We start from the raw sequence: 20,921 nt of genomic DNA, 5'->3' as shown, positions 1-20,921 counted from the left end.
CGCCTTGCACTGTTCGATGGTTTGGGAAGCTCTCCAGATGTGCGAAAAGATTGGGCCCTCCTATGGCGAAGAGCCCAATCTTTATGCGTTACTGACGAAGTGCGTCAGCAATCACGCTCAGGCCATCATGGCCTTGGCGGTCTTGCGGGACTTCGCGTAGACCGTGGCCGCAGCGCCCGCGACGAGCAGCGCGATCACAGTGAACAGCGCCGTGCCGGCCGCACCGGTCAACGGCAGCTGGGTGATGGACTTGACGTTCTTGACGCTGGCAGTCGCAGTCGTCGTATCATTGTTCACCGGGGTAACCTGCTTGAGGGCATCTTGTGTGAAGCTGATCTTGCCATCCGCACCAATAGTCACATCGAAGGTGACTGTGAAGTTCTGAGCATAGTTGTCCGGAGCTTCGGTCTCAACGACCGTATAGGTACCGGATGCAAGACCGTCAATCGAAACACGTCCTGTACTCGCTGCAGAAGTAAACTTCTTAGCATCAGTCACATCATCCACGAGAGACCACTTGCCATCGCCATCTTGAGCGAGGAACTTTTCGCCCTTCTTAACCACAAACTCGGCACCAGCAAGAGCATTCGCATCATCATCAACACCAACCTTGGTGAAGTTGAAGCCGTAGGTCTTCACCGTGACTCCCGAACCCTCACTCTCACCACCACCAGTGGTGATTTTTGCCTCGTTCTCGGCGGTCTTATTGGCCGCCGCCAGAATGTCGGAATTCACCGTGGCAGTATAGGTAACGGAAACCTCCTGACCGGCGTACTGCTTAGCGATAGCCGACTTCAAAGCAATGACAGTAGTCGTACCATCGGTGAGAGCACCATCAGGTGTAACCGTGTAATCAGTATCACGAGTCAGCGTGTTATTACCGATGGTTACCACAATGCTTGTGCTCGAGGTATCGATAGTCAGACCCTTTTCAGCCTTATCGGTAATCGTGTAAGTATAGTCGTCATAACCGGCAGCTGAAGCAGGAATCGTGTGCTTAATCGTGTACTTAAGCTGATCACCAACGCTCACCGTCTGATCATTCACACTGGTTGTCACGTTCTCAACGGTCTTCACCGGGGCCGGCGGCACGTTCTCGCTCTTCGCATTGAACACTCCCAAAGCCTCGATGTTTTGCTGGCCGTTTTCCTTGGCTAAAGTGAACTTCGTGTAAGTGGTACCATCTTTCTCAATCACAGTGGCGACCAAAGCCGTGGCACCGGTCTTCACAGCACCGTCCACGGAATCAGTGACGATATACCATCCTTCGTTCACAGTAACCGTTCCATTAGAAACAACAGCTCCCTGTTCTGCGGCGGGAATCACCAGCGCATCGATAACTTTACGCGCGTCAGAGGCAGTCAAAGTAGCCAGAGCAGCAGCGGGGTTAGTCACATACTCATCAGCCAAGGTCACCTTGCCAGACGTGAAGGCGTTCTTCAAAGCATCAACCCAATTGGATTCAGTGTTGACCTCAACCGATGCCACCGTATCGGACGCAGTAGACTGCACATTGCTGAACTCAGCAATTTTGTACGCCGTGTACGTGTGACCTTCCTGAGCGTTGTTTACAGTAATTGACGCGCTAGTATCCGGCGCGGCATTGGCGGTGGTGACGCCTAGGGCGAGACCACCGAGCATCGTCGCGGCGGCGGCGATACCCGCAAAAAGTTTCCTCATCTTCATGAGAACCCTTCCTTTCATTTTCTTCTTGATACTTTTCTTGCAATCGCGGAGGGGGAGAAGGAAACACATCCTCCGCGATCCGCAAATCTGTGAGTGGTGTTGCGGAGGCGACCATCATCGGCCGCGATCCGCAACACCGTTGAACTCCTTATGGAGCGAGCTACTGCACCACGTGACGGTTGCGCCACCGGTTCACGCTCAGCCAGCTGAGCACACCGATGCCGGCAATGCACAGGGCGAGCCACGTGTAGCTCATCGAGGACGGACCACCAGTCAACGGCAACGAAGACACCGCCACATACTGATTGACGAATGTGGCAACCTTGTCTTCCACGTTTGTCGGGTTAGTGATGTCCCTGCCATTGAAGTCTTTGGTCTTCTGGACCGAAGCCACCGATGCGGACCATGTGCCGTCTGTGTTGGTCAATGTGACTGTCACCGTATATTCAGACTGGTCATACTTCCATCCTGACGGCACCGTGGTAGGAATGGTTTCCTTGACGATAAAGGTGTAGTTCTTTGGCGCGGTCGTACCACTCGGAACCAAGAATTTCAGCGCATTGAAACCCTTAGTCGCCGATTTCTCAGCAGTGTCCAACTCATTCATAGCGAGCGTGACAGAGGTTCCGTGAGTCGTCGCGTTCAAACCACTGATGACATCATTCACATCGCTCTTGGTGGAATCCAACGTCAGAGTGAAGTCAAAGTCCTCAACGGCCGCAGCACCCTTCACGGTCTTACTGACATTGATGGAGTCTGCTGCCAATTCGACGCCCGCACGCTCATTAGTCACCTGCACCAATACGGAGCCTGTGATGACTGAGGACAGCGCGATATTACCGAGCTCCGTATATTCAAGCTCACGTTGATTCTCATCGAGGCTATCCCTGTACGCTTTGTCCTGATATGTGCGCATAATCGGCCAGCCCTCATCACCGACAAACATATACTCTTGGTAAGTGTTTGAGGGTCCGTATTGCAAAGCCGCACCGACTCCGCCGCTGAAACCGCCGTATGTCAGATGAAGAGAATCCGTCGTGGCTTCGGTGGTTGTTTTGATTACACCATCCTCAGCATGAGCCTGGAACAACGCGGCCTGGGAACCTGTTCCTATAAAGGTGCCATCAGTATTAAGATCCAGCTTCATCGGAGTCGAATAGACATATCGAAGGGTGTCGTTGAACGAGCCCGTGGAACCGTATGTCGACAAGGTAGACACCAGCTGGCCGACGCCACGAACAACCTTAATATCGTCATTCGCATCACCAGCACAAGCGAAGATACCCTCATCCTGAACAACTATCTTGCTGGTATCCGTTGTTGCGGTATAGTCGGCAGGCGCAGACTCCTCAATCAGGTAGTACGTGCCACTCTCCAAAGGCGTACCGCTGATGCCTGGAGTGTCCTGGTCCTTACTCCGCACGGCGAACATCGCTGCACCTCTCAGTACAGGAGTAGCCTTATCTTGATCGGTCATCCATCCGCTTTGCGTAGTGACTCGTCCGCCACTAGGCTCCTGACCGTCTATTGGCGTCACCACCCCAGTGGTCTGATCAATGCTGACTTGCGTATCCTTGTATAGACCGAACTGAGCTCCATCAACGGGATCGCCGTTTTCATCCACCTTCTGTACGAACAACTCGTTCTTGATGTTCGGAACATACAGACGAGAGGAGAAGGTGCGTTCGAAATTATCACTAATCAGATCAGTCGGAAGTGCAATACGATAAGTATTACTTTCCTCCACATCTTCAATTGACATTGCGGTGGAATAGTACAAGCCAACTGTATATTTGGTGTCAGTCTTATCGCTCACGATGGAGTAATAATCCTCCAAATATCCCGGCAAATCCGGAATCTCAGCTTCGTACTTTCCATTGGCATTAACCGTCGTGGCAAGCGGGTATTTTGTTGCGGAGATGATATTCGCCATCGTGCTGTCGCTGAGTTTCCACCCGTCGGTGGAATTGCCGCTCATCACCTTCCAAGTATTTTCATCTGCGATGTCTCCATCCCCAAGACGCTTAAGAATGACGGCAAACACCATCTGCCCTTTGCCAATGGTCTCTGAAGCCTTGCAAGCTGTTGTTTTGCAGGGAGAATCGTCAGCTGTTGTAGCAAATGTTGATTCCGGCGCGATGGCGATACTCTCTTTAGCACGGGCAACGCCACCGGTATCCCACACTGAACTCTGATCGCTGTTATCTCGTGGGAAAGACGCCAGCGCGCCACTACTTCCCACTGAGACATACTCCAGCTTCATACTTTTAATCGTCTGGCTGTATCCGGCTGGGGCATCGGTCTCTTTCAATACATAGTATCGGTGCCCGTCGCTGTATCGTTTGGCAAAGTCCAACACAGACCGCTGACCGTTGGCAAGCGTCTCCAGCAACACTAGATTGCCGTTCTCGTCCGTAGTCCCCCTTGCCACAGGCTCAGCGTCTTCGGCAGGCTCTTGCACAGCGCCATTCGCCACCGTACTGTCATATAGCGCGAACTGTGCGCCTTCCAATTCCTCACCACTCTGATCGACCTTGACGATATCGCTTTCAGGAACCGACACTAGATTGGTGGTCAGGCGAAGATTGGAGTCGGAGTTGCCACGTTCCAGATAGAACATGTCAAGCGTGTGATAAGTGCCTGCGGCAAAGGTATCATCGGGAAGATTGAACAGATCTTGCAAACGGGTTGTTTCGCCGCAAACTTCTACTTGTTGCCCGCTCCCGTTCGTTTCATAGCGGCAGGTACCAGTACCACCGTTAACCTTGACTTCCCCCGAAGCGAAGTTGATGGACAAAGTCGACATGTCGTGGATGCCGCCAAGATCGCCGACCAATTTATCGTCGATAAACACCCACACGTCATCGTCACCGGAGAAATCGAAGATCATTGGACTGTCCGTTGACACATTGCCATCTTCTGGCTGCACGACTGTCGCGTTCATATGCAAACCGAACAGATGGTTCATCACAGAGTAATCGGAGGTCGCTTGCTCCTTTTGAATTAGATCTCCGGAGTCAGTATCGAACACTTGAGAAGCGGAGTTGAAGGGGAAAAATTGACCATCCTCACTTCTTCCGGCGGCAGTCACGCCGCCCTGGTCATATAACGTAAACTTTCCATTCTCGTATACGGCATAGTTTTCCCTGCTGTCATACGTGTAATTGCCATTACCGTCCAGCTGCAACAATCCCTCTACGTCACGATAAGACGCTTTGCCATCGGACTGCACATCCGGGTTAAAAAGATATGCCAACGACTCACTGTTCTGTACACTTGAACCTGACAGCACAGGATAACCGTCTTGCAAGCTACTGCTTACTATGCCCGAACGCGGTTGAGTGGTTTCCGTCCATTTATTGGTGCCCGTCACCGGTCCCTCTGGCGCATCCGTCGATGGATTGAACTTCAATGCGTGACCATCGTTAATGCCGGAGTTGTCAGCGTTAACCGGAGAATTCTCCCATTTACCCTCACTCGAGTTCCATGTGCCTTCGGTTCGATCCGCGGCATCCTGGGTATACAACCAATAGTCAAATAAATCAATATTGATGCCTTTGGGAGTCAGACCGGGAACGGTGTGGTCAGATATCGCGGCGGTGCTGATGCCTTCGTCGGCATTTTGGGTTGTGGCATCGTCGGTCTGGTCGTCGGTGGTTTGGGCGTCCGTGTTTTGAGCATCGGCATCCGTGGTTTGCGCAGCATCCGTGTCTTGCGAAGCATCTGCATTCTGCGATGCGTCCGCATCTTGGGTATCGGCATCCGTACCTTGCGAAGCATCCGCGCTTTGCGAGGCGTCCGCGCCTTGCGAAGCATCCGTGGTTTGGGTATCACCGTCCGTGTTTTCCGAAGCATCCGTGTTCTGATCAGAGTCGTCGGTGTTCTGCACCAGTTGCACGCTTTGGGAAGCATCGGTGTTGCCTTGGGAGGAAGGATCGGCGACGGCTGTGCTCGTCACCGCAAGCGACCCCAACGTCGCGACGGCAACCACTGCGGCGATTAGCCTAAATAGGGAAGCCCCCCCCCCGTTTCGGAGTATTCAACATTTTCCACCTCGTTTTTGGCTCTTCGAGTCAGTCAACGGCATAGGATACACCCGTCGTTTCCCAGCTTTCCCCTCCGCTCGGCTTTGACCACTTCGTCATCCGCGGAATCTCAGGGGACACGCCGAAAGCTTCTGCCCCCTTCGTAGAAGGTTTTTAGTTGATTTTCAGCCTATAGCAACGATAATAGCCACTCGTCCTACATGCCCCCTGTCCCCCTTTTGCGTTTTTGGAGCCGTGGGGTTGGGATCCTTCGACTACGCACTTCGTGCTTCGCTCAGGATGACGAAGGAGAGAGCAGATGCGCTCAGGATGACGCTGGAGACGCGGAAACAACAAAAAGACCGCATCGGCGCGGATGCGCACGATGCGGTCTGAAAGCTTGAGTTAAGCTCGGGTGGCTCAGGCGGTGACCACGTCGACGACCTTGCGGTCACGACGCACACCGAACTTCACATTGCCGTCCGCCAGGGCGAACAGGGTGTGGTCCTTGCCGACGCCCACGTTCTGGCCCGGGTGGAACTTGGTGCCACGCTGACGAACGAGGATGTTGCCAGCCACGACGGCCTCGCCGCCGAACTTCTTCACACCAAGGTACTGAGGCGATGAATCGCGACCGTTGCGCGAGCTGGATGCGCCCTTCTTATGTGCCATTTCTGGTCCTTTCGGTTCTGACTAACGTTTATTGAAAGCTCAGGCGATCGCCGTGACCTTGACGGCGGTCAGCGGCTGACGGTGACCCTTGCGGCGGGCAACGCCAGTCTTGTTCTTGTACTTCTGGATGTTGATCTTCGGGCCCTTGGCTTCGTCGTCAACGACTTCGGCCTTGACGGACACCTTCGCCAGATCGGCGGCGGCCATGGTCACCTTGGCGCCATCGACCACGAGCGCGACCGGGAACTCCACGGTCTCACCCTTCTTCGCCTCGAGACGGTTGACGAGGATGACGTCGCCGACCTCGACCTTTTCCTGATGGCCACCGGCCTTCACAATCGCGTACATAATCCTACCTTGCTACTGTTTGGTAAAGCTTTCTCGTCCGGCATGGCAGAACCACGTGTCCAGACACCGACTATCAAAGATACACCCACCCGTGTACTTACGCAACTGCGTGTCAAGCTCGACACGCCATCGCCTACTTTTCCGCCTCTTCCTCATCGTCCGCGTTGTTCGCGGCGATGGCGGCGGCGGCGATTTGCGCAAGCTTGGCCTTCACATCCGGCGAAGAGCCCTGCGGGGCGGATACATCCGACCCACGGCCATGCTTATTCGTCTTGACGAACGGGTCACCGCCGCGCAGCGCGTACGGATCGTCGTAATCGGCAGAGACGGTGGGATGGTCGTGCAGGATGAAGCCGCGGCCCTTACAGGTCGGGCACTCCTCAGAGAACGCCTCGACCAGGCCCTGGCCGATGCGCTTACGCGTCATCTGCACCAGACCCAGCGAGGTGACCTCGGCCACCTGATGCTTGGTACGGTCGCGCGCCAAGCACTCCACCAAGCGGCGCAGCACGAGGTCGCGGTTGGCGGGCATGACCATATCCACATAGTCGATCATCACCATGCCGCCGATGTCGCGCAGACGCAGCTGGCGCGCGATCTCTTCGGAGGCCTCGAGGTTACAGCGGGTGACCGTCTCCTCCAGCGACTTGCCCTTGCCGATGAAACGGCCGGTGTTCACGTCGATGGTGGTCATCGCCTCGGTACGGTCGATCACAATCGAACCGCCCGACGGCAGGTAGACCTGACGTTCCATGCCCTTGCGCAGCTGGGAGTCGATCTGCCAGCGGTCGAACACGTCCTTGCCCTCATGCTCGGCCGGGTCCCAACGCTCCAGCTTGTCCTTCAGATCCGGTGCCATGGTGTCGAGGTATTCCTCGATACGCTCGTACACCTTCGAGCCTTCGACGATGAGCTTGTTGAAATCGTCGTTGAAGATGTCGCGCACCACGCGGATCGCCACATCCGGCTCGCCCTGCAGCAGCTTGGGGCGCTTGCCGTGCCAGAACTCCTCGCGCTTGGCGTTGATGCGCTCCCACTGGCGCACTAGGCTTTCGAGGTCCTTGACGATGGCCTCCTCGGAGGCGCCCTCGGCGGCGGTGCGGATGATCACGCCCATATCCTTCGGCGCGATCTTCGAAACGATGTTCTTGAGGCGGCTGCGCTCACGCTCGCTCAGCTTGCGGCTCACGCCGGTCATGCCGCCGGACGGCACCAGCACGAGGAAGCGGCCGGCCAGCGTGACCTGCGAGGTCAGGCGGGCGCCCTTGTGGCCGATCGGATCCTTGGTGACCTGCACCAGCACCGGGTCGCCGCTCTTGAACGCGAGTTCGATGCGGCGCGGCTGGCCTTCGAGACGCGCGGCGTCCCAGTTCACCTCGCCGGCGTACAGCACGCCGTTGCGCGCCTGACCGATGTCAACGAAGGCGGCCTCCATGCTGGGCAGCACGTTCTGCACGCGGCCCAGATAGATATTGCCCACCGTCTGCACTTCCTGGATGTCGGAGACGTAATGCTCGACGAGCACGTTGTCTTCGACCACGGAGATCTGCGTGTGGCGTTCGCGTTCGCGCACCACCATCAGGCGGTCCACGTTCTCGCGACGCGCGAGGAAATCCTGCTCCATGAGCTGGCTCTGGCGGCTACGCTCGCGGCGGTTGTCGCGGCGGCGCTGCTTCTTGGCCTCAAGTCGGGTCGAGCCTTCGACGTCGGTGATCTCGTCGATGTACTGCTGCTTGCGCGAACGGCGCACCAGCGGCTGCTCCTGATCGTCGGCATCACTCTTGCCGCGGCGGCGACGACGGCGACGGGTGACGGTCTCGCCCTCGTCGTCCGCGTCATCATGGTCATCGCGCTCGTCACGGGACTCGCGAGACTCGCGCGATTCGCAGGTTTCCTGCGACTGGTCGGACTTGGAGCGGGAACGGCGGCGACGGCGCGAACGCGAACGCGGCTCGTCGTTTTCCGGCTCTTCCTCGTCGATCGGCGTGTAGGAGATGTCGTCGAGCTCGAGGTCCTCCTCGATCTGCTCGACTTCGGCGGCGGCGCGACGCTCCTGCGCGTTCAGACGGCGGTTGCGGCGCGAACGGGAACGGGAGCCGCCTTCCAGCTGCTCGTCGTCGTCACGCTCGTCGCGTTCATCGCGCTCGTCATGCTCGTCACGCAGATCACGGGCGTCGCGATCATCGCGGTCGTCGCGACGCGAGCCGCGGGAGGCGCGGCCTCCGCGCTCGTCATCGCGGAAGTCCTCGTCGTCGCTCGCCTTGCCGCGGCGGCGGCGCGAACGCGAACGGGTGGAACGATCCTCATCATCCTCGTCATCATCACGCACAGCGCGGCGAGACGGGCGGTCATCGTCGGCGTCATCGAAGGGAATCACCGGCTCCTGGAACAGCAGCGAGGTCATCGGGCGCGAGCGGCGGGGCGTCTCATGGCCCTCCGGCAGCTCGTCGACCACCTCAAGCGCGCGCTCGATGAACGAATCGTCCTCAACACGGGCACGCGAACGCGAACGGGTGCGGCGGGCCGGGCGCTCGTCGGCATCCTCGTCGTCATCACGGGAATCGAAAGTCGGCGGCGCGGGCGGATCCAGCGAATCCAACTCGGCACGCGCGGCAGCCGTGCGACGGCGCGTGCGGCGGGCCGGGCGCTCCTTGGCATCATCCTCAAAAGGCGACGCGGCGGCTTCGACGGACTCAATAGCCTCAGCTGCCTCAGCGACCTCAGCCTCGGCCTTCGCGGCCTTGGTCTGCCTCGTGCGGCCGGAGGTCTTCGCAGCCTTGGGCGCGGGCTCGGGCAGCACCGGCTCCTCGAACAGCGGCGTGGAATGATCCTCCACCTTCAGCTCCACCGAAGCGCCGGCGGCACCGGCCCCACGCACCACGCGGCGGCCGCCACGACGGCGGCGGGGAGCGGGCGCGGCGGGCTGAGCCGAAGCGTCGGCGGGCTCGCTCGAAGCGGAGAGGGATGTTGCGGATACGCTGATTTCAGGGGTTGCGACCTCGTCGGCCGCCCCATCACGATTCACAGTGGGCACAATGCTCCTTACGACACGCTGCATCGCGTCGCATCTCAGGCCTGCGGCGATACTCACACCACGCTCTCACCGTGGCCGCGCAACGATTGCGCTCGCGCAGGAAACTCATCAAAGTCCATGTGTGCAGACGGCGGACACCAGCGCTCGCGTTGTCAAGTCGAAGAACCGCGAGGGGATCGACGCCATCAGGCACGTCGGCGGTTTGCAGAACCACCGTCTCTCAGTATGCCACACTTTTATCGGCAAAGCCACGCTTGCAGCAGGTCGGCCATCAACACGAGGTCACTTTCGGGCACCTGCTCGTCGTGTTTGTGGGCGAGCAGAGGGTCTCCCGCACCGAGATTGACGGCAGGAATTCCCAAAATCGCAAAGCGCGCCACATCGGTCCAGCCGAGTTTGGCCAACGGGTCGCGGCCGGTGCGCTCCTTGACCAGCGAAGCCAGCGAAGCGGCCAGCGGCGAGTTGAGTCCCGGGCGCGCGGAGGGGCTTTCGTCCTTCATCTCGATGCCGTAGCCCTCGAACACACCGCCGGTGGCCGTATGCTCGCCATTGCCGAGCTCCGCGCCCGCGTCCGCGCCCATCATCAGCGCCTTGGCTTGTGGCAGCGTCTTGTCGGGTGCGAAACGGTAGTTCACATGCACGCGGCATTCATCGGGAATCACATTCGTACCCTTGCCGCCGGAAATCAGCGTGGCGTTGAGGCCCTCGCGATAGACCAGGCCGTCCACCTCGATGTCCTGCGGCTCATAGGCGTTCAGGCGGGTCAGGATGTCGGCGGCGGCATGGATGGCGTTCCTGCCCATCCAGGCGCGGGCGGAGTGCGCGGCCACACCGTGCGCCACCACGTCGAAGCGCATCGTGCCGTTGCAGCCGCCCTCGATGCCGCAGTTCGTCGGCTCGCCGATGATGGCGAAATCGCCCTCGATCCAGTCGGGGTGGGCCTCGACCACCTTGCGCAGACCGTTCTTCTCGGCCACGACCTCCTCATGGTCGTAGAACACGTAGGTCAGGTCGACTTTGGCGTTGGCCCCCGTGAGGGTGGCGGCAAAGTAGAGCATCACCGCATCCGAAGCCTTCATATCGGTGGCGCCGCGCCCCCACATCACGCGGGCGCCCGGCTTGGTCTTATCGGCGACGTCATGGCGCACCTTGGCCACACCGGGCGCCACCTCGCCGGACGTTTCGGCCAAATCCGCGGCAGGGTCGAGCCAGCGCGGCGGGAAATTGTCGATCACCGGCACCGTGTCGAGATGCCCGGCGAGGATCACGCGCTGCCCGCAGCCAAAATCGGTGGAGGCCACCAGCGTGTCGCCGTGGCGGCGCACGGTCAGATGCGGCTGCTCGCGCAGGAACGCCTCGACCATATCGGTAAGCGGCTTCTCCTCATCGCTCACCGAATACACGCCCATGATCTGCTCAAGCAGCGCCGCGAGCGCCTCCCCGCGGCTGGCCTTCGGATCGAATCCGATTTCCGCGGTCGCGCTGATTTGAGAAGTCTGGGAAGTCTGCATAGTCATGCAGCCCATCGTAAACCACTAGGTGAGACGCAGCCGCCGCCGCTCTCTCAATGTGACAGACTTGGAATGCGTTGAAGGAGGATTATGCCAGGTTTGGTCAGTGCGATGCAGGGCTTCTGCGTGATCGGCATCGTCATCGCGGTGGGTTATGCGGCCGCGCGTATGCGCATCGGCGGCGCGAGCGCGCAGATGGTGCTCAACCGCTTCTCCTTCTTCGTCTCCAGCCCGTGCCTGATGTTCGCGATCCTCTCCAAGGAGCCGCTGCTCGACATCCTCCATCCGTCGATCGTGGTCGCGTTCCTCTCCGCCATGCTGGTGGGAGTGGTGTTTCTGGTGCTCAACCGCCTGTTCTTCCATCTCAAGGCGGCCGACGCGATCATCGGCTCGCTGAACTCGCTGTATCTCAACTCGAACAACATCGGCCTGCCGATCGCAACCTACATTCTCGGCAATCCCGCTCTGGTCGCGCCGATTCTCGTCATGCAGCAGGCGTTGTTCACGCCGGTGGCCCTCACCGCGCTCGACGTGACCGCCAAAGGCAAGGTCTCGCTGAAGGAGATCGCCAAGCAGCCGCTGCACCAGCCGCTGCTGCTCGCCTCGATCGCGGGCATTCTCGTCTCGCTGGTCTCGCAGCTCACGGGAACGTTCATCATTCCCAATTTCATCTTCGACCCCATCGATATGATCGGCGACTCGGCCGTGCCGATGATTCTCATGGCGTTCGGCATGTCCCTGTACGGCACGCGCCCCATGCAGGAGAAGGGCGACCGCCCGGCTGTGATCACCGTGGCCGTGCTGAAGAACGTGGTGATGCCGGTGATCGCCTTCCTGGTGGCCTACTTCCTGATGGGCTTCCGTGGCGCGGACCTCTATGCCTGTGTGGTGCTCGCCGCCCTGCCCACCGGCCAGAACGTCTACAACTACGCGGCCCGCTACAACGTCGGACTCACCTTCGCCCGCGACGGCATCCTGCTGAGCACTATGACCTCGCCCATCTTCATCGCCATCATCGCCGTCCTACTCGGCTGAGCCCACCGGCCGACTGAGGTCGGTGCCCCACCTCAGTCATCGGCGCGGTAGTCGGTGAGGTTGAGGCTGGCGGCCACGCGGTTCGAGGCGAACGCGCCGATCGCCACCAGCGCGAAGCACAGGGCGATGCCGCCCGCGAAACTGATCAGTGTGGCTGGCGCGGTCATCGACTGGGCGAACAGCGGCATCATCAGCGCGAAGGAGCAGCCCGCGGCCACAACCACCACGACGGTCAACGGAGTGAACACCTCGATGAACCGCGCGCGGTTCAGGGTGCGCACATCCGTGCCCTCCAACACCAGCAGGCGGTATTCGTTCGCCTGATCGTAGACGCTGCCGGCCTGCATCACACCGCAGCTGACCGCCGCGAGCACGGCCGCGAACGCGAGCGTGAGCAGTCCGCCGGTGCCGATATCGCGCATGAACAACAGGCCGGGGTCGCTGGGGTCCACCCCCATCGGCGTCTCCGAACTGCCGAACAGCGAGGCGACCGACGTGATGCCGGCGATGAACACCGCCAATGCGATGCCGCTCACATTGCGCCAGGCACGCTTGGGATTGTCGAGGATGCGGCGCATCGCGATCATCGTGGCCGCGTCCTTCGGCCGACGTGCCTTAACACGGGCGCGAGTGGTGACCACCCATGCGCCGATCAGATTGACCAGTGCGAACGGCAGGGCGATCATCGCGAAAATCATCGCATACACCACGCCGGTGCCCAATCCGGAGAACAGCTGCATATTCCCCAGTACCGCCAGCGCGCCCACGAACACCACAATGAAAATCACCACGCGCCACCCCGTCGGCAGCGGCTGCGACTGGCGGGCGGTCACCCCCAGCGGAGTGATGGCCACGCGGCGCAGGGTGATCAGCGAGGAGACCAACGCGAGCGCGATCACGCCGACGATCACGGCCACCAGCGCAGTCGACCCCACCCACAGCTGTTCGAAGGTGAAATGCTGGTTTTGGAAGTTGAGCAGCATCACCGCCGGCATCAGCGCGAAATAACCGATCACGCCGGCCAACGCGCCGACCAAGGCTTGTCCGGCGGCGTCGAGCGCGGTGAGCCGCATCACCTGCGCTTGCGAGACGCCGATGAGCCGCAGCGCCGCCAACCGCGCGTCACGGCGTGAGGCGGCGAGGCGGGCGGCGGATCCGGCGAGCGCGACGAATGGCACGATCAGCAGGATGCAGGCGAAAATGGCGAGCATCACATAGCTGGAGGCGTATTGGGCGGGGTCAGTCGAATCGGACAGTCGGCTGATCCAAGCCTCATAGGTGCCGGGAGCGCAGGAGGCGGAGTCGAATACGCAGCCGAAGGTGTGGTCGGCGGAGGCGCGCCAGACGAATCCGTGCACGCCGCCGAGCACGGTGAGGAAGATCGCGGTGGCAGCGGCGAAGGCGATGATGGCGAGCATCGAGGTGTGGCCGGACGTGCCGCGGGTGCCGGGGCGGTGGAAGAGACGCCATAGCGCGAAAGTGCTCATCGTGTGCCCTCCTGTGTCATATGCGGTGCGACGGGCGCAGCGGCGGATATGCCCGCGGCCGCGCCAGCCATACCGGCCATGCCGGCCACTCCGGTCATGCCGGTCGCACCAGATGTTCCAACTGCTCCAGTCGCGCCGGCCATACCGGCCATGCCGGCCACGCCTTGTGCCGAAGCCAGCACACCGTCCTGCATGGTCACGGTGCGACCGCAGAAGGCGGCCACATTCGGGTCGTGGGTCACGACTACCACGGACGAACCATTGTCGCGGGCGGCTTGGGTGAGGATGCTCATCACTTCGCGGCCGGTGGTCTGGTCGAGCGCGCCGGTGGGTTCGTCGGCGAACACGACGGCCGGGCGCATGGCGAGCGCGCGGGCGATGGCGATACGCTGCATCTGGCCGCCGCTCATCTCGCCGGGGCGTTGCGTGGCGAGCGCGCGCAGGCCGAGCCGCTCCAGCCAGAGGATCGCCGTGTCGGTGGCTTGGCGGTAGTCGACGCCGCTGAGCATCATCGGCAGCGCGATGTTCTCCACCGCCGGCAGTTCGGGCAGCAGCTGGCCGGATTGGAAGACGAAACCGAAGGCGGTGCGGCGCAGCGCGGTGCGGTCGGCGTCATTCATGCGGGTGATGTCGGCGCCGCGGAACACCACGCTGCCCGAGGTCGGCCGGATGACGCCGGCGAGCGCATGCAGCAGCGTGGATTTGCCGGAGCCGGAGGGACCCATCACAGCCACGGACTCGCCGACGTTCAGCTGGAAGTTCACATGGTTGAGGGCGAGTGTGTGGAAGCTGGGGGCGGGCATGGCGGCGACCGGCTCGCGGTTGGAGGGCGCCGCCGAGGGGCGCGCGGAGTAATCCATCACCAAATCAGTGGCGGTTAATACGGGAATCGTTGTGTTCATACCCGCAAGGCTACGGTTCGCGCGCGGCGGCGGCCATCAGGCATAGGGACGATTCGGCCGGCGGCCGCGTCTCATTCTTACGGAGGACATATCGTCCCAAAGAATACGTAGTCAGTGCCGCGCGAAAAGGGATTCGGCCGTCAGCGGTTTAACGCGCTTGCGCGGCCAACTCGCGCAGACGTGCGGCGAAATTCGGCCAGTCGGTGCGCATGGCGGTCAGCAGCTTGCGGTTGGGCACGTCGTCGATCGGCACCCACTCGATCTCCATGCTCTCGTCGTCGTTGGCCTTGGGCGTCACACAGTGACCGGGCTTCTCGAACGCGAACACCGTGGTGTAGGCCCACGGGCCGTGGTCCTCGCGGTACGCGCCCACCACGTCGATGTCTTCGGGGGTGATGTTCGCCTCTTCGTAGGATTCGCGCAGCGCGCCCTCGATCGGATTCTCCCCATCGGCGGTCGCGCCGCCCGGAATGCCCCAAGTGCCGCCTTCGGCGCTCCACATCGCGCGATGCTGCATCACCACATGAGTCACCTCGCCGCTCGTCTCGTCGCGACGGGCCAGGAGGATGCCGGACGCGCCGTTGGTCCCCCAATGCTTGCGGCCGCACGCGCATTCGATCCACCCGTCGCCGGGCTGGTGCACGTTCTCCTTCGGCGGGATGATGACGGCGTTCTTGGGGGTGCCGCCCAATCCGTTCTGCTGCGCCGGTTCGGCATGGGCGACGCCGCTGGCCTTGTCTTCGGGTTCTTTGACGCCGCGGCCCACATTCCACAAGTCGGTCCAGGCGATGCCGAGTTCGGCGCACAGTCTGCGCGCCAACGGCAGGCTCAGGCCGATGATGCCGTGCGGATCGCCTTCGATGCCGTCGATGAACGCGCCGCCGAAGCCTTCCAGAGTGAACGATCCGGCTACTTCCAACGGCTCGCCGGTGGCGATGTAGCGTTCGATGTCGTCATCCGTGTACTCGCAGAAATGCACTTTCGCATGGCTGGCGCCGCGCGCCACGCGGCCGGTGGCGAAGTCGATCAGGCAGTGGCCGGTCCACAGTTCGCCGACGCCGCCGCGCATCGCGCGCAGGCGTTCGCGGGCCACCTCGACGCTATGCGGTTTGCCGTAGCATTCGCCGTTCATCAGGAACATCGAATCACAGCCGAGGATCAGCGGGCCGACCTCGCTGTGCGACAGTCCGCCCTGCCCGCCGCTGATCACGTTGATGGGCTCGGTTTCGGTGGGGACGTTCACGCCGGAGAAGTCGCGCGTGGTGGCCACGGAGGCGTTCGAGTAGTCAATCTGCGGGCCGGCGGAGACGGCGGAGTCTTCGGCGTTCTTAGAGGCATCGCCACCGGCGGCCGCACCCGTGCTGGTAGCTTCAGTAGCTTCGGCGACTTCGGGAGACCGCAGCGGATAGCCGGTCACACGCACTCCGCTGGCCGCGGCGGCGGTGGCGGCGACGTCCTGATATGCCTGATGTACGGCCTGCGCCTTGGCTTCGGCGAGAATCATCACACGCTGGTCCACGCTCAGATCCGCGACCGCGACGCCCGCCTCGCGCGCGGCTCGCTCCAGCGCGGCCGGCTCGTCGACATGCGAGACTCGGATCGTCGGGCACACGCCGGCCGAGTTGAGCACATTGCGGCGCGGAACGGATTTCGAAGCAAGAATCAGCGGAATACTCATACCCGCCACCTTATCAGCAGCCCGCCGCCCATGGCGGTAACGCCTAAGCGCGCTTCACTTCCACGCCGACGGCGTTGATGGGCAGGTGTAGCACGCGCCAGTGGCCCGACGCGAGCTGTTCGGCGGCCACCTCATCGATGGCCTCACGCGCGTCGCCGTAATGCAGCACCAGCACGCAGGGGCCCGCGCCGGACACGGCGGCCGCATAGCCCTTGGCGCGGAAGTTTTCGATCAATTCCCATGAGGGGGCCATCAGCGGCGCGCGATACGGCTGATGCAGTTTGTCTTGCGTCGCGCTGAACAGCAGCGCGTTCGCCTCACGCGCGGCCTTCTCCAGCGCTTCCGCGCTCTCGCCCTCGCCCGAGGCTTGGGCGAGCACACGCGGATTCATCGCGGCGGGCAAAAGCCCCACGCGCGAGACGTTGTAGATCGCGTCACGGTAGGGCAGCTGCCCGGGCAGCGCCTGACGCGCCTTTTCCGTGGAGAGCTCGTAGTCGGGCACGAACACGGCCGCCGTGACGGCCGCATCCACCGGATAGTTCACGGTGTGGAAGCCGCCATGCAGCGGTTCGCCGCCGGGAATCGGCACGGAACCGACGCCCTCGCCAGTTTCGAAATCCCACGAGACGGTCAGGCCGCCGTACACGGCCGGCGCCACGTTGTCGGGGTGTCCTTCGATATTCGCAGCCAGTTCGAAGATGGCGTCACGGTTGAGTTCGCCGCTTTGCGCGAAGGCGGCGGCCGCCGCGATGCCCGCGACGATCGCCTCGGCGGAGGAACCCATGCCGCGCGCCTGAGGAATGTTGTTGGTCGCCTCCAGCGTGAAGCCGAATCGACCAAGTCCGAACGTGGAGCATGCGCGGCGGAAGGTGGAGACCACCAGATGCGTCTCATCACGCGGCAGCGTGTCCTCGCCCTCGCCGTGGATGACCACATGCGCGCTCGTGTCGGCAGGGTCGGAGCTCAACGTGAACACGAGCTCGTCGTGGTAGTCGAGCGCCAGACCGACCGTGTCGAAGCCGGAGCCGAGGTTGGCGCTGGTGGCGGGCACGCGCACCGTCACACTGGAACACACTGGGGTCATGGGTCTCTCCTGCCGCGTTTGTTGCGTCCTACGCGAGTTCCGTAGGTGGATTTGGGTTCCGTAGGCTGCCGGCCTTCAAATCAGCCTGATGACAACCTACGGAACGTATCTGTTATCGATTTTCGATGACGAACGATCAGTCCATCACGCGCAGGATCGACGGCTCGCCGGTCACGCAGTCGAGCTGGCAGACGGCCTGCACGGTTTCGCGCAGCGTCACCTCGTCGGTCAGATGCGTCACCAGACGCAGCTGCTGGATCTCGCCGTCATAGCCGGGGTCAGTCATGGTGGGCTTCAGATCCTGGTTCACGCCGTTGATGGACACGCCGTGGTCGGCGAATTCCTTGGCGATCGAGGCGAGCACGCCCGGCTTGTCGTGGATGAGGAAGCGCACGGCGAAGGCGGCCTTGGAGGCGTTGATCGGCGCCTTGGGCAGGTCCTTGTACAGCGGGATGGACGGGCCGGTGGTGCCGGCGGCGATATGGCGCGCCACGGTGACCACGTCGCCCACCACGGCGGAGGCGGTGGGGGCGCCGCCCGCGCCGCGGCCGTAGAACATCAGGTCGTCGGCGGCCTCGGCCTTGACGAACACGGCGTTGAACGAGCCGTGCACGGAGGCGAGCGGATGCGATTCGTCAATTAGCGCCGGGTAGACGCGCGCGGAGACGCCGGCCTCGCCATTCTCGACCACGGCGAGCAGCTTGATGACCTTGCCTTCGGCGGTGGCGGCGGCGATGTCGTCGGCGGTGATCTTGGTGATGCCCTCGACGGTCACGTCGTCGATGCCCACATTGGTGTGGAAGCCGAGCGTGGCCATGATGGCGGCCTTGTTGGCGGCGTCATAGCCTTCGATGTCGCCGGTCGGATCGGCTTCGGCGTAGCCCTTGGCCTGGGCGTCCTTGAGCACGTCGTCGAACTGCAGACCCTTGGTGGTCATCTCGTCGAGGATGTAGTTGGTGGTGCCGTTGACGATGCCGAGCATGCTGGTCACCTTGTCGCCCACAAGGGATTCGCGCAGGGGGCGCAGGAACGGGATCGCGCCGCCCACGGAGGCCTCGAAGTAGATGTCGACGCCCTTGGCTTCGGCCGCGGCGTAGATCTCCGGGCCGTACTTGGCGAGCAGCGCCTTGTTGGCGGTCACGACGGACGCGCCGGATTCGATGGCGGCGAGCACGAAGGTGCGGGCCACGTTGGTGCCGCCGATGAGCTCGATGACGATGTCGGAGTTGGTCGCCACATGCATGGTGTCGGTGGTGACGACGGACTTGTCGATCCACGGGAAGGGGTCGGTTTCGGCCGGGTCGAGGCAGGCGACGCCGGTCAGCTCAATCGGGCGTCCGATGCGGGCCGCGAGCTCGTCGCGCTGTTCGACGATAAGGCGGGCTGTCTGCGAGCCGACGGTGCCTGCGCCGAGCAGTCCTACACGGATCGGGGTTTCGTTCTCAAATGCCACGGGGGTCCTTCCTTCGCATCCGGCGATTACCTGGGCCATTCTACGGTCCGAATCCGACACGCCGTATGAATAAGTCCTCTAACAAAAATACCAAACCACCTCATAATCACCTCAAACCCAACTGCCCGTTACCTTAAGCGACTCAACGGGTGGCTTGCACCCCACACAAATTGGAAAGAATCTTAACGAATTGGGTGACACGACCCTTTTGCTGCCGTACCATGGTCAATTGAAGCGGTGCTGCTTGGCACGCCCGTCCGTTGAATCCAAAGGCGGAGGAAACGCGGCGGACAGAGAGAAAGGTCATGCAAGAACAATTCACCGCTCATAACCCTCAAGAGGGAGGATTAGGAATGAAAGCATACGTCCAGCGACTTGGTCGCGCGCTTATGCTGCCCGTTGCGTGTCTGCCTGCGGCTGCACTCTTCCTGGGCATCGGTTACTGGATCGACCCGAGCGGCTGGGGCGGCAATAACGTCGTCGCCGCGTATCTGTGCAAAACGGGCTCCGCCATCCTCGACAACCTCGGCTTGCTGTTCGCCGTCGGCGTCGCCATCGGTATGGCTCGCGATAAGGACGGCGCCTCCGCGCTTTCCGGTCTCGTCGGCTTCATGACCGTCACCACCATCATGGGCTCCGCGAGCATGTTCCTCGGCTTCGACGCCGAAACCATCGCCACCGACCACCCGGCCTTCGCCGCCGGCGCCATCGGCAACAAGAACGTGTTCTTCGGCATCATGGTCGGCTGTGTGGCCGGCGCGCTCTACAACAGGTTCGGAAAAACGAAACTGCCCGACTTCCTGGCGTTCTTCTCCGGCCGCCGCTGCGTGCCGATCCTGACCGCCGCGATTATGTCGGTCATCTCGCTCGTGCTGCTCTTCGTGTGGCCGGTCGTCTACAACGGCCTGGTCTGGTTCGGCGAGTCCCTGATGGGCATGGGTGCCGTGGGCGCCGCCATCTACGCGTTCTTCAACCGTCTGCTTATCCCCACCGGTCTGCACCACGCACTGAACAACGTGTTCTGGTTCAACCTGGCCGGCATCGACGATATCACCAAGTTCTGGAACGGCGTTGGCGGCCTTGACGGCGCCACCCCGGCGGCCCTCGCCACCGGCGGCTTCCATCCGTGGGGCGAGTACGTCACCGGCATGTATCAGGCCGGCTTCTTCCCGATCATGATGTTCGGCCTGCCCGCCGGCGCGTTCGCCATCTACCGTTGCGCCAAGCCCGAGAACAAGAAGGCCGTCGGCTCCCTGATGCTGGCAGGCGGTCTCGCCGCCTTCCTCACCGGTGTGACCGAGCCGCTCGAATTCTCCTTCATGTTCGCCGCCTTCCCGCTGTACGTGGTGCACGCGCTGCTCACCGCCCTGTCGGTGTTCATCGCCGCCTCCTTCCAGTGGATCGCAGGCTTCAACTTCTCCGCGGGCTTCATCGACTGGTTCCTGTCCCTGCGCGTGCCGCAGGCGAACATGCCGTGGATGTTGATTCTGCAGGGTGTGGTCTTCGCGATCATCTACTACTTCCTGTTCACCTTCCTGATCAAGAAGTTCGACATGAAGACCCCGGGCCGTGGCGATGACGATGACGCGGCGACCGCCGCCGTGGCCGGCATCATGGACACCGGCGCCGAAGACAAGAAGGCCGCCGCTCCCGCCGGAGACAAGCATGTCGCTCTCGCCAACACGCTCTACACCGCCCTCGGCGGCAAGGAGAACATCGTGGACATCGAGAACTGCGTGACCCGTCTGCGCATGGGCGTGCACGACACTTCGAAGGTTGATCTCGACGCCATCCGCAAGGCCGGTGTTCCGGGCGTCAAGGTGCTTGACGCGAAGAACATCCAGGTTGTGGTCGGCACCCAGGTGCAGGCCGTGGCCGACGCCATGGAGGAGATCCATCAGAAAGCCTGAGTGAGATAGGTTCAGTCTCCGCGGCCGGGCCGAGCGGATTTCATATCCGATTCGCCCGGCCGCGGAATTATTTTCAATCCATCAATCCACACGAAC

General features: G+C 61.7%; 13 protein-coding genes. 2 read left to right on the top strand and 11 right to left on the bottom strand.

The window, feature by feature from the left end:
• Nucleotides 1-117: 117 nt before the first annotated feature.
• From AC1AV0_RS10305 to dapE, 6 genes are all read right to left on the bottom strand, one after another.
• On the bottom strand, nt 118-1,686 hold the full coding sequence (locus tag AC1AV0_RS10305) for a SpaH/EbpB family LPXTG-anchored major pilin (protein ID WP_476573701.1): 1,569 nt from the start codon (nt 1,684-1,686) through the stop codon (nt 118-120).
• Between the two features lie 160 nt (nt 1,687-1,846).
• A complete protein-coding gene (locus AC1AV0_RS10300; RefSeq protein ID WP_476573699.1) occupies nt 1,847-5,644 on the bottom strand; it encodes a SpaA isopeptide-forming pilin-related protein in 3,798 nt (1,265 codons plus the stop codon).
• Nucleotides 5,645-6,131: 487 nt separating this feature from the next.
• Nucleotides 6,132-6,383, bottom strand: a complete 252-nt coding sequence (rpmA, locus tag AC1AV0_RS10295) for a 50S ribosomal protein L27 (protein WP_476573697.1) — start codon at nt 6,381-6,383, stop codon at nt 6,132-6,134.
• 39 nt (nt 6,384-6,422) lie between these two features.
• Complete coding sequence (gene rplU, locus AC1AV0_RS10290) at nt 6,423-6,731, bottom strand: 50S ribosomal protein L21 (RefSeq protein ID WP_072726351.1); 309 nt, start codon at nt 6,729-6,731, stop codon at nt 6,423-6,425.
• 133 nt (nt 6,732-6,864) lie between these two features.
• The gene (locus tag AC1AV0_RS10285) at nt 6,865-9,765 is read right to left on the bottom strand and encodes an Rne/Rng family ribonuclease (RefSeq protein ID WP_476573695.1); all 2,901 of its coding nucleotides are present in this window, start codon (nt 9,763-9,765) and stop codon (nt 6,865-6,867) included.
• Nucleotides 9,766-10,001: 236 nt separating this feature from the next.
• Entirely contained in the window at nt 10,002-11,282 is a 1,281-nt protein-coding gene (gene dapE / locus AC1AV0_RS10280; protein ID WP_476573693.1) for a succinyl-diaminopimelate desuccinylase, read from the bottom strand.
• Between the two features lie 84 nt (nt 11,283-11,366).
• On the opposite strand from dapE, the gene AC1AV0_RS10275 reads away from it, so the two are divergent.
• On the top strand, nt 11,367-12,311 hold the full coding sequence (locus AC1AV0_RS10275) for an AEC family transporter (protein WP_476573691.1): 945 nt from the start codon (nt 11,367-11,369) through the stop codon (nt 12,309-12,311).
• Nucleotides 12,312-12,343: 32 nt separating this feature from the next.
• Here the strand turns inward: AC1AV0_RS10275 and AC1AV0_RS10270 are convergent, their stop codons facing one another.
• From AC1AV0_RS10270 to AC1AV0_RS10250, 5 genes are all read right to left on the bottom strand, one after another.
• Complete coding sequence (locus AC1AV0_RS10270; protein ID WP_476573689.1) at nt 12,344-13,798, bottom strand: ABC transporter permease; 1,455 nt, start codon at nt 13,796-13,798, stop codon at nt 12,344-12,346.
• Entirely contained in the window at nt 13,795-14,700 is a 906-nt protein-coding gene (locus AC1AV0_RS10265) for an ABC transporter ATP-binding protein (protein ID WP_476573687.1), read from the bottom strand. Before AC1AV0_RS10265 ends, AC1AV0_RS10270 begins: the two co-directional genes overlap by 4 nt.
• Nucleotides 14,701-14,848: 148 nt before the next feature.
• Nucleotides 14,849-16,378: a Maf family protein gene (locus AC1AV0_RS10260; protein WP_476573685.1), complete on the bottom strand. Its 1,530-nt coding sequence runs from the start codon at nt 16,376-16,378 to the stop codon at nt 14,849-14,851.
• 43 nt (nt 16,379-16,421) lie between these two features.
• The gene (gene thrB / locus AC1AV0_RS10255; RefSeq protein ID WP_476573683.1) at nt 16,422-17,462 is read right to left on the bottom strand and encodes a homoserine kinase; all 1,041 of its coding nucleotides are present in this window, start codon (nt 17,460-17,462) and stop codon (nt 16,422-16,424) included.
• A 136-nt stretch (nt 17,463-17,598) separates the two neighbouring features.
• Nucleotides 17,599-18,915, bottom strand: coding sequence for a homoserine dehydrogenase (locus AC1AV0_RS10250; protein WP_476573681.1), 1,317 nt, complete (start codon nt 18,913-18,915; stop codon nt 17,599-17,601).
• 353 nt (nt 18,916-19,268) lie between these two features.
• Here AC1AV0_RS10250 and nagE point away from each other — a divergent pair, with 353 nt between their 5' ends.
• Nucleotides 19,269-20,825: an N-acetylglucosamine-specific PTS transporter subunit IIBC gene (gene nagE, locus AC1AV0_RS10245; RefSeq protein ID WP_476573679.1), complete on the top strand. Its 1,557-nt coding sequence runs from the start codon at nt 19,269-19,271 to the stop codon at nt 20,823-20,825.
• The last annotated feature ends 96 nt before the right edge of the window (nt 20,826-20,921 follow it).

The organism is Bifidobacterium sp. LH_558, from assembly GCF_056356295.1.
This window is presented reverse-complemented; position numbering and strand designations above follow the sequence as displayed.

Excerpts from the sequence above, each read along its gene's own strand:
- AC1AV0_RS10275 (WP_476573691.1), top strand. The coding sequence starts at position 11,367 with ATGCCAGGTTTGGTCAGTGCGATGCAGGGCTTCTGCGTGATCGGCATC.
- AC1AV0_RS10305 (WP_476573701.1), bottom strand. The coding sequence starts at position 1,686 with ATGAAGATGAGGAAACTTTTTGCGGGTATCGCCGCCGCCGCGACGATG.
- dapE (WP_476573693.1), bottom strand. The coding sequence starts at position 11,282 with ATGACTATGCAGACTTCCCAGACTTCTCAAATCAGCGCGACCGCGGAA.
- rplU (WP_072726351.1), bottom strand. The coding sequence starts at position 6,731 with ATGTACGCGATTGTGAAGGCCGGTGGCCATCAGGAAAAGGTCGAGGTC.
- thrB (WP_476573683.1), bottom strand. The coding sequence starts at position 17,462 with ATGACCCCAGTGTGTTCCAGTGTGACGGTGCGCGTGCCCGCCACCAGC.
- AC1AV0_RS10260 (WP_476573685.1), bottom strand. The coding sequence starts at position 16,378 with ATGAGTATTCCGCTGATTCTTGCTTCGAAATCCGTTCCGCGCCGCAAT.
- rpmA (WP_476573697.1), bottom strand. The coding sequence starts at position 6,383 with ATGGCACATAAGAAGGGCGCATCCAGCTCGCGCAACGGTCGCGATTCA.
- nagE (WP_476573679.1), top strand. The coding sequence starts at position 19,269 with ATGAAAGCATACGTCCAGCGACTTGGTCGCGCGCTTATGCTGCCCGTT.
- AC1AV0_RS10270 (WP_476573689.1), bottom strand. The coding sequence starts at position 13,798 with ATGAGCACTTTCGCGCTATGGCGTCTCTTCCACCGCCCCGGCACCCGC.
- AC1AV0_RS10265 (WP_476573687.1), bottom strand. The coding sequence starts at position 14,700 with ATGAACACAACGATTCCCGTATTAACCGCCACTGATTTGGTGATGGAT.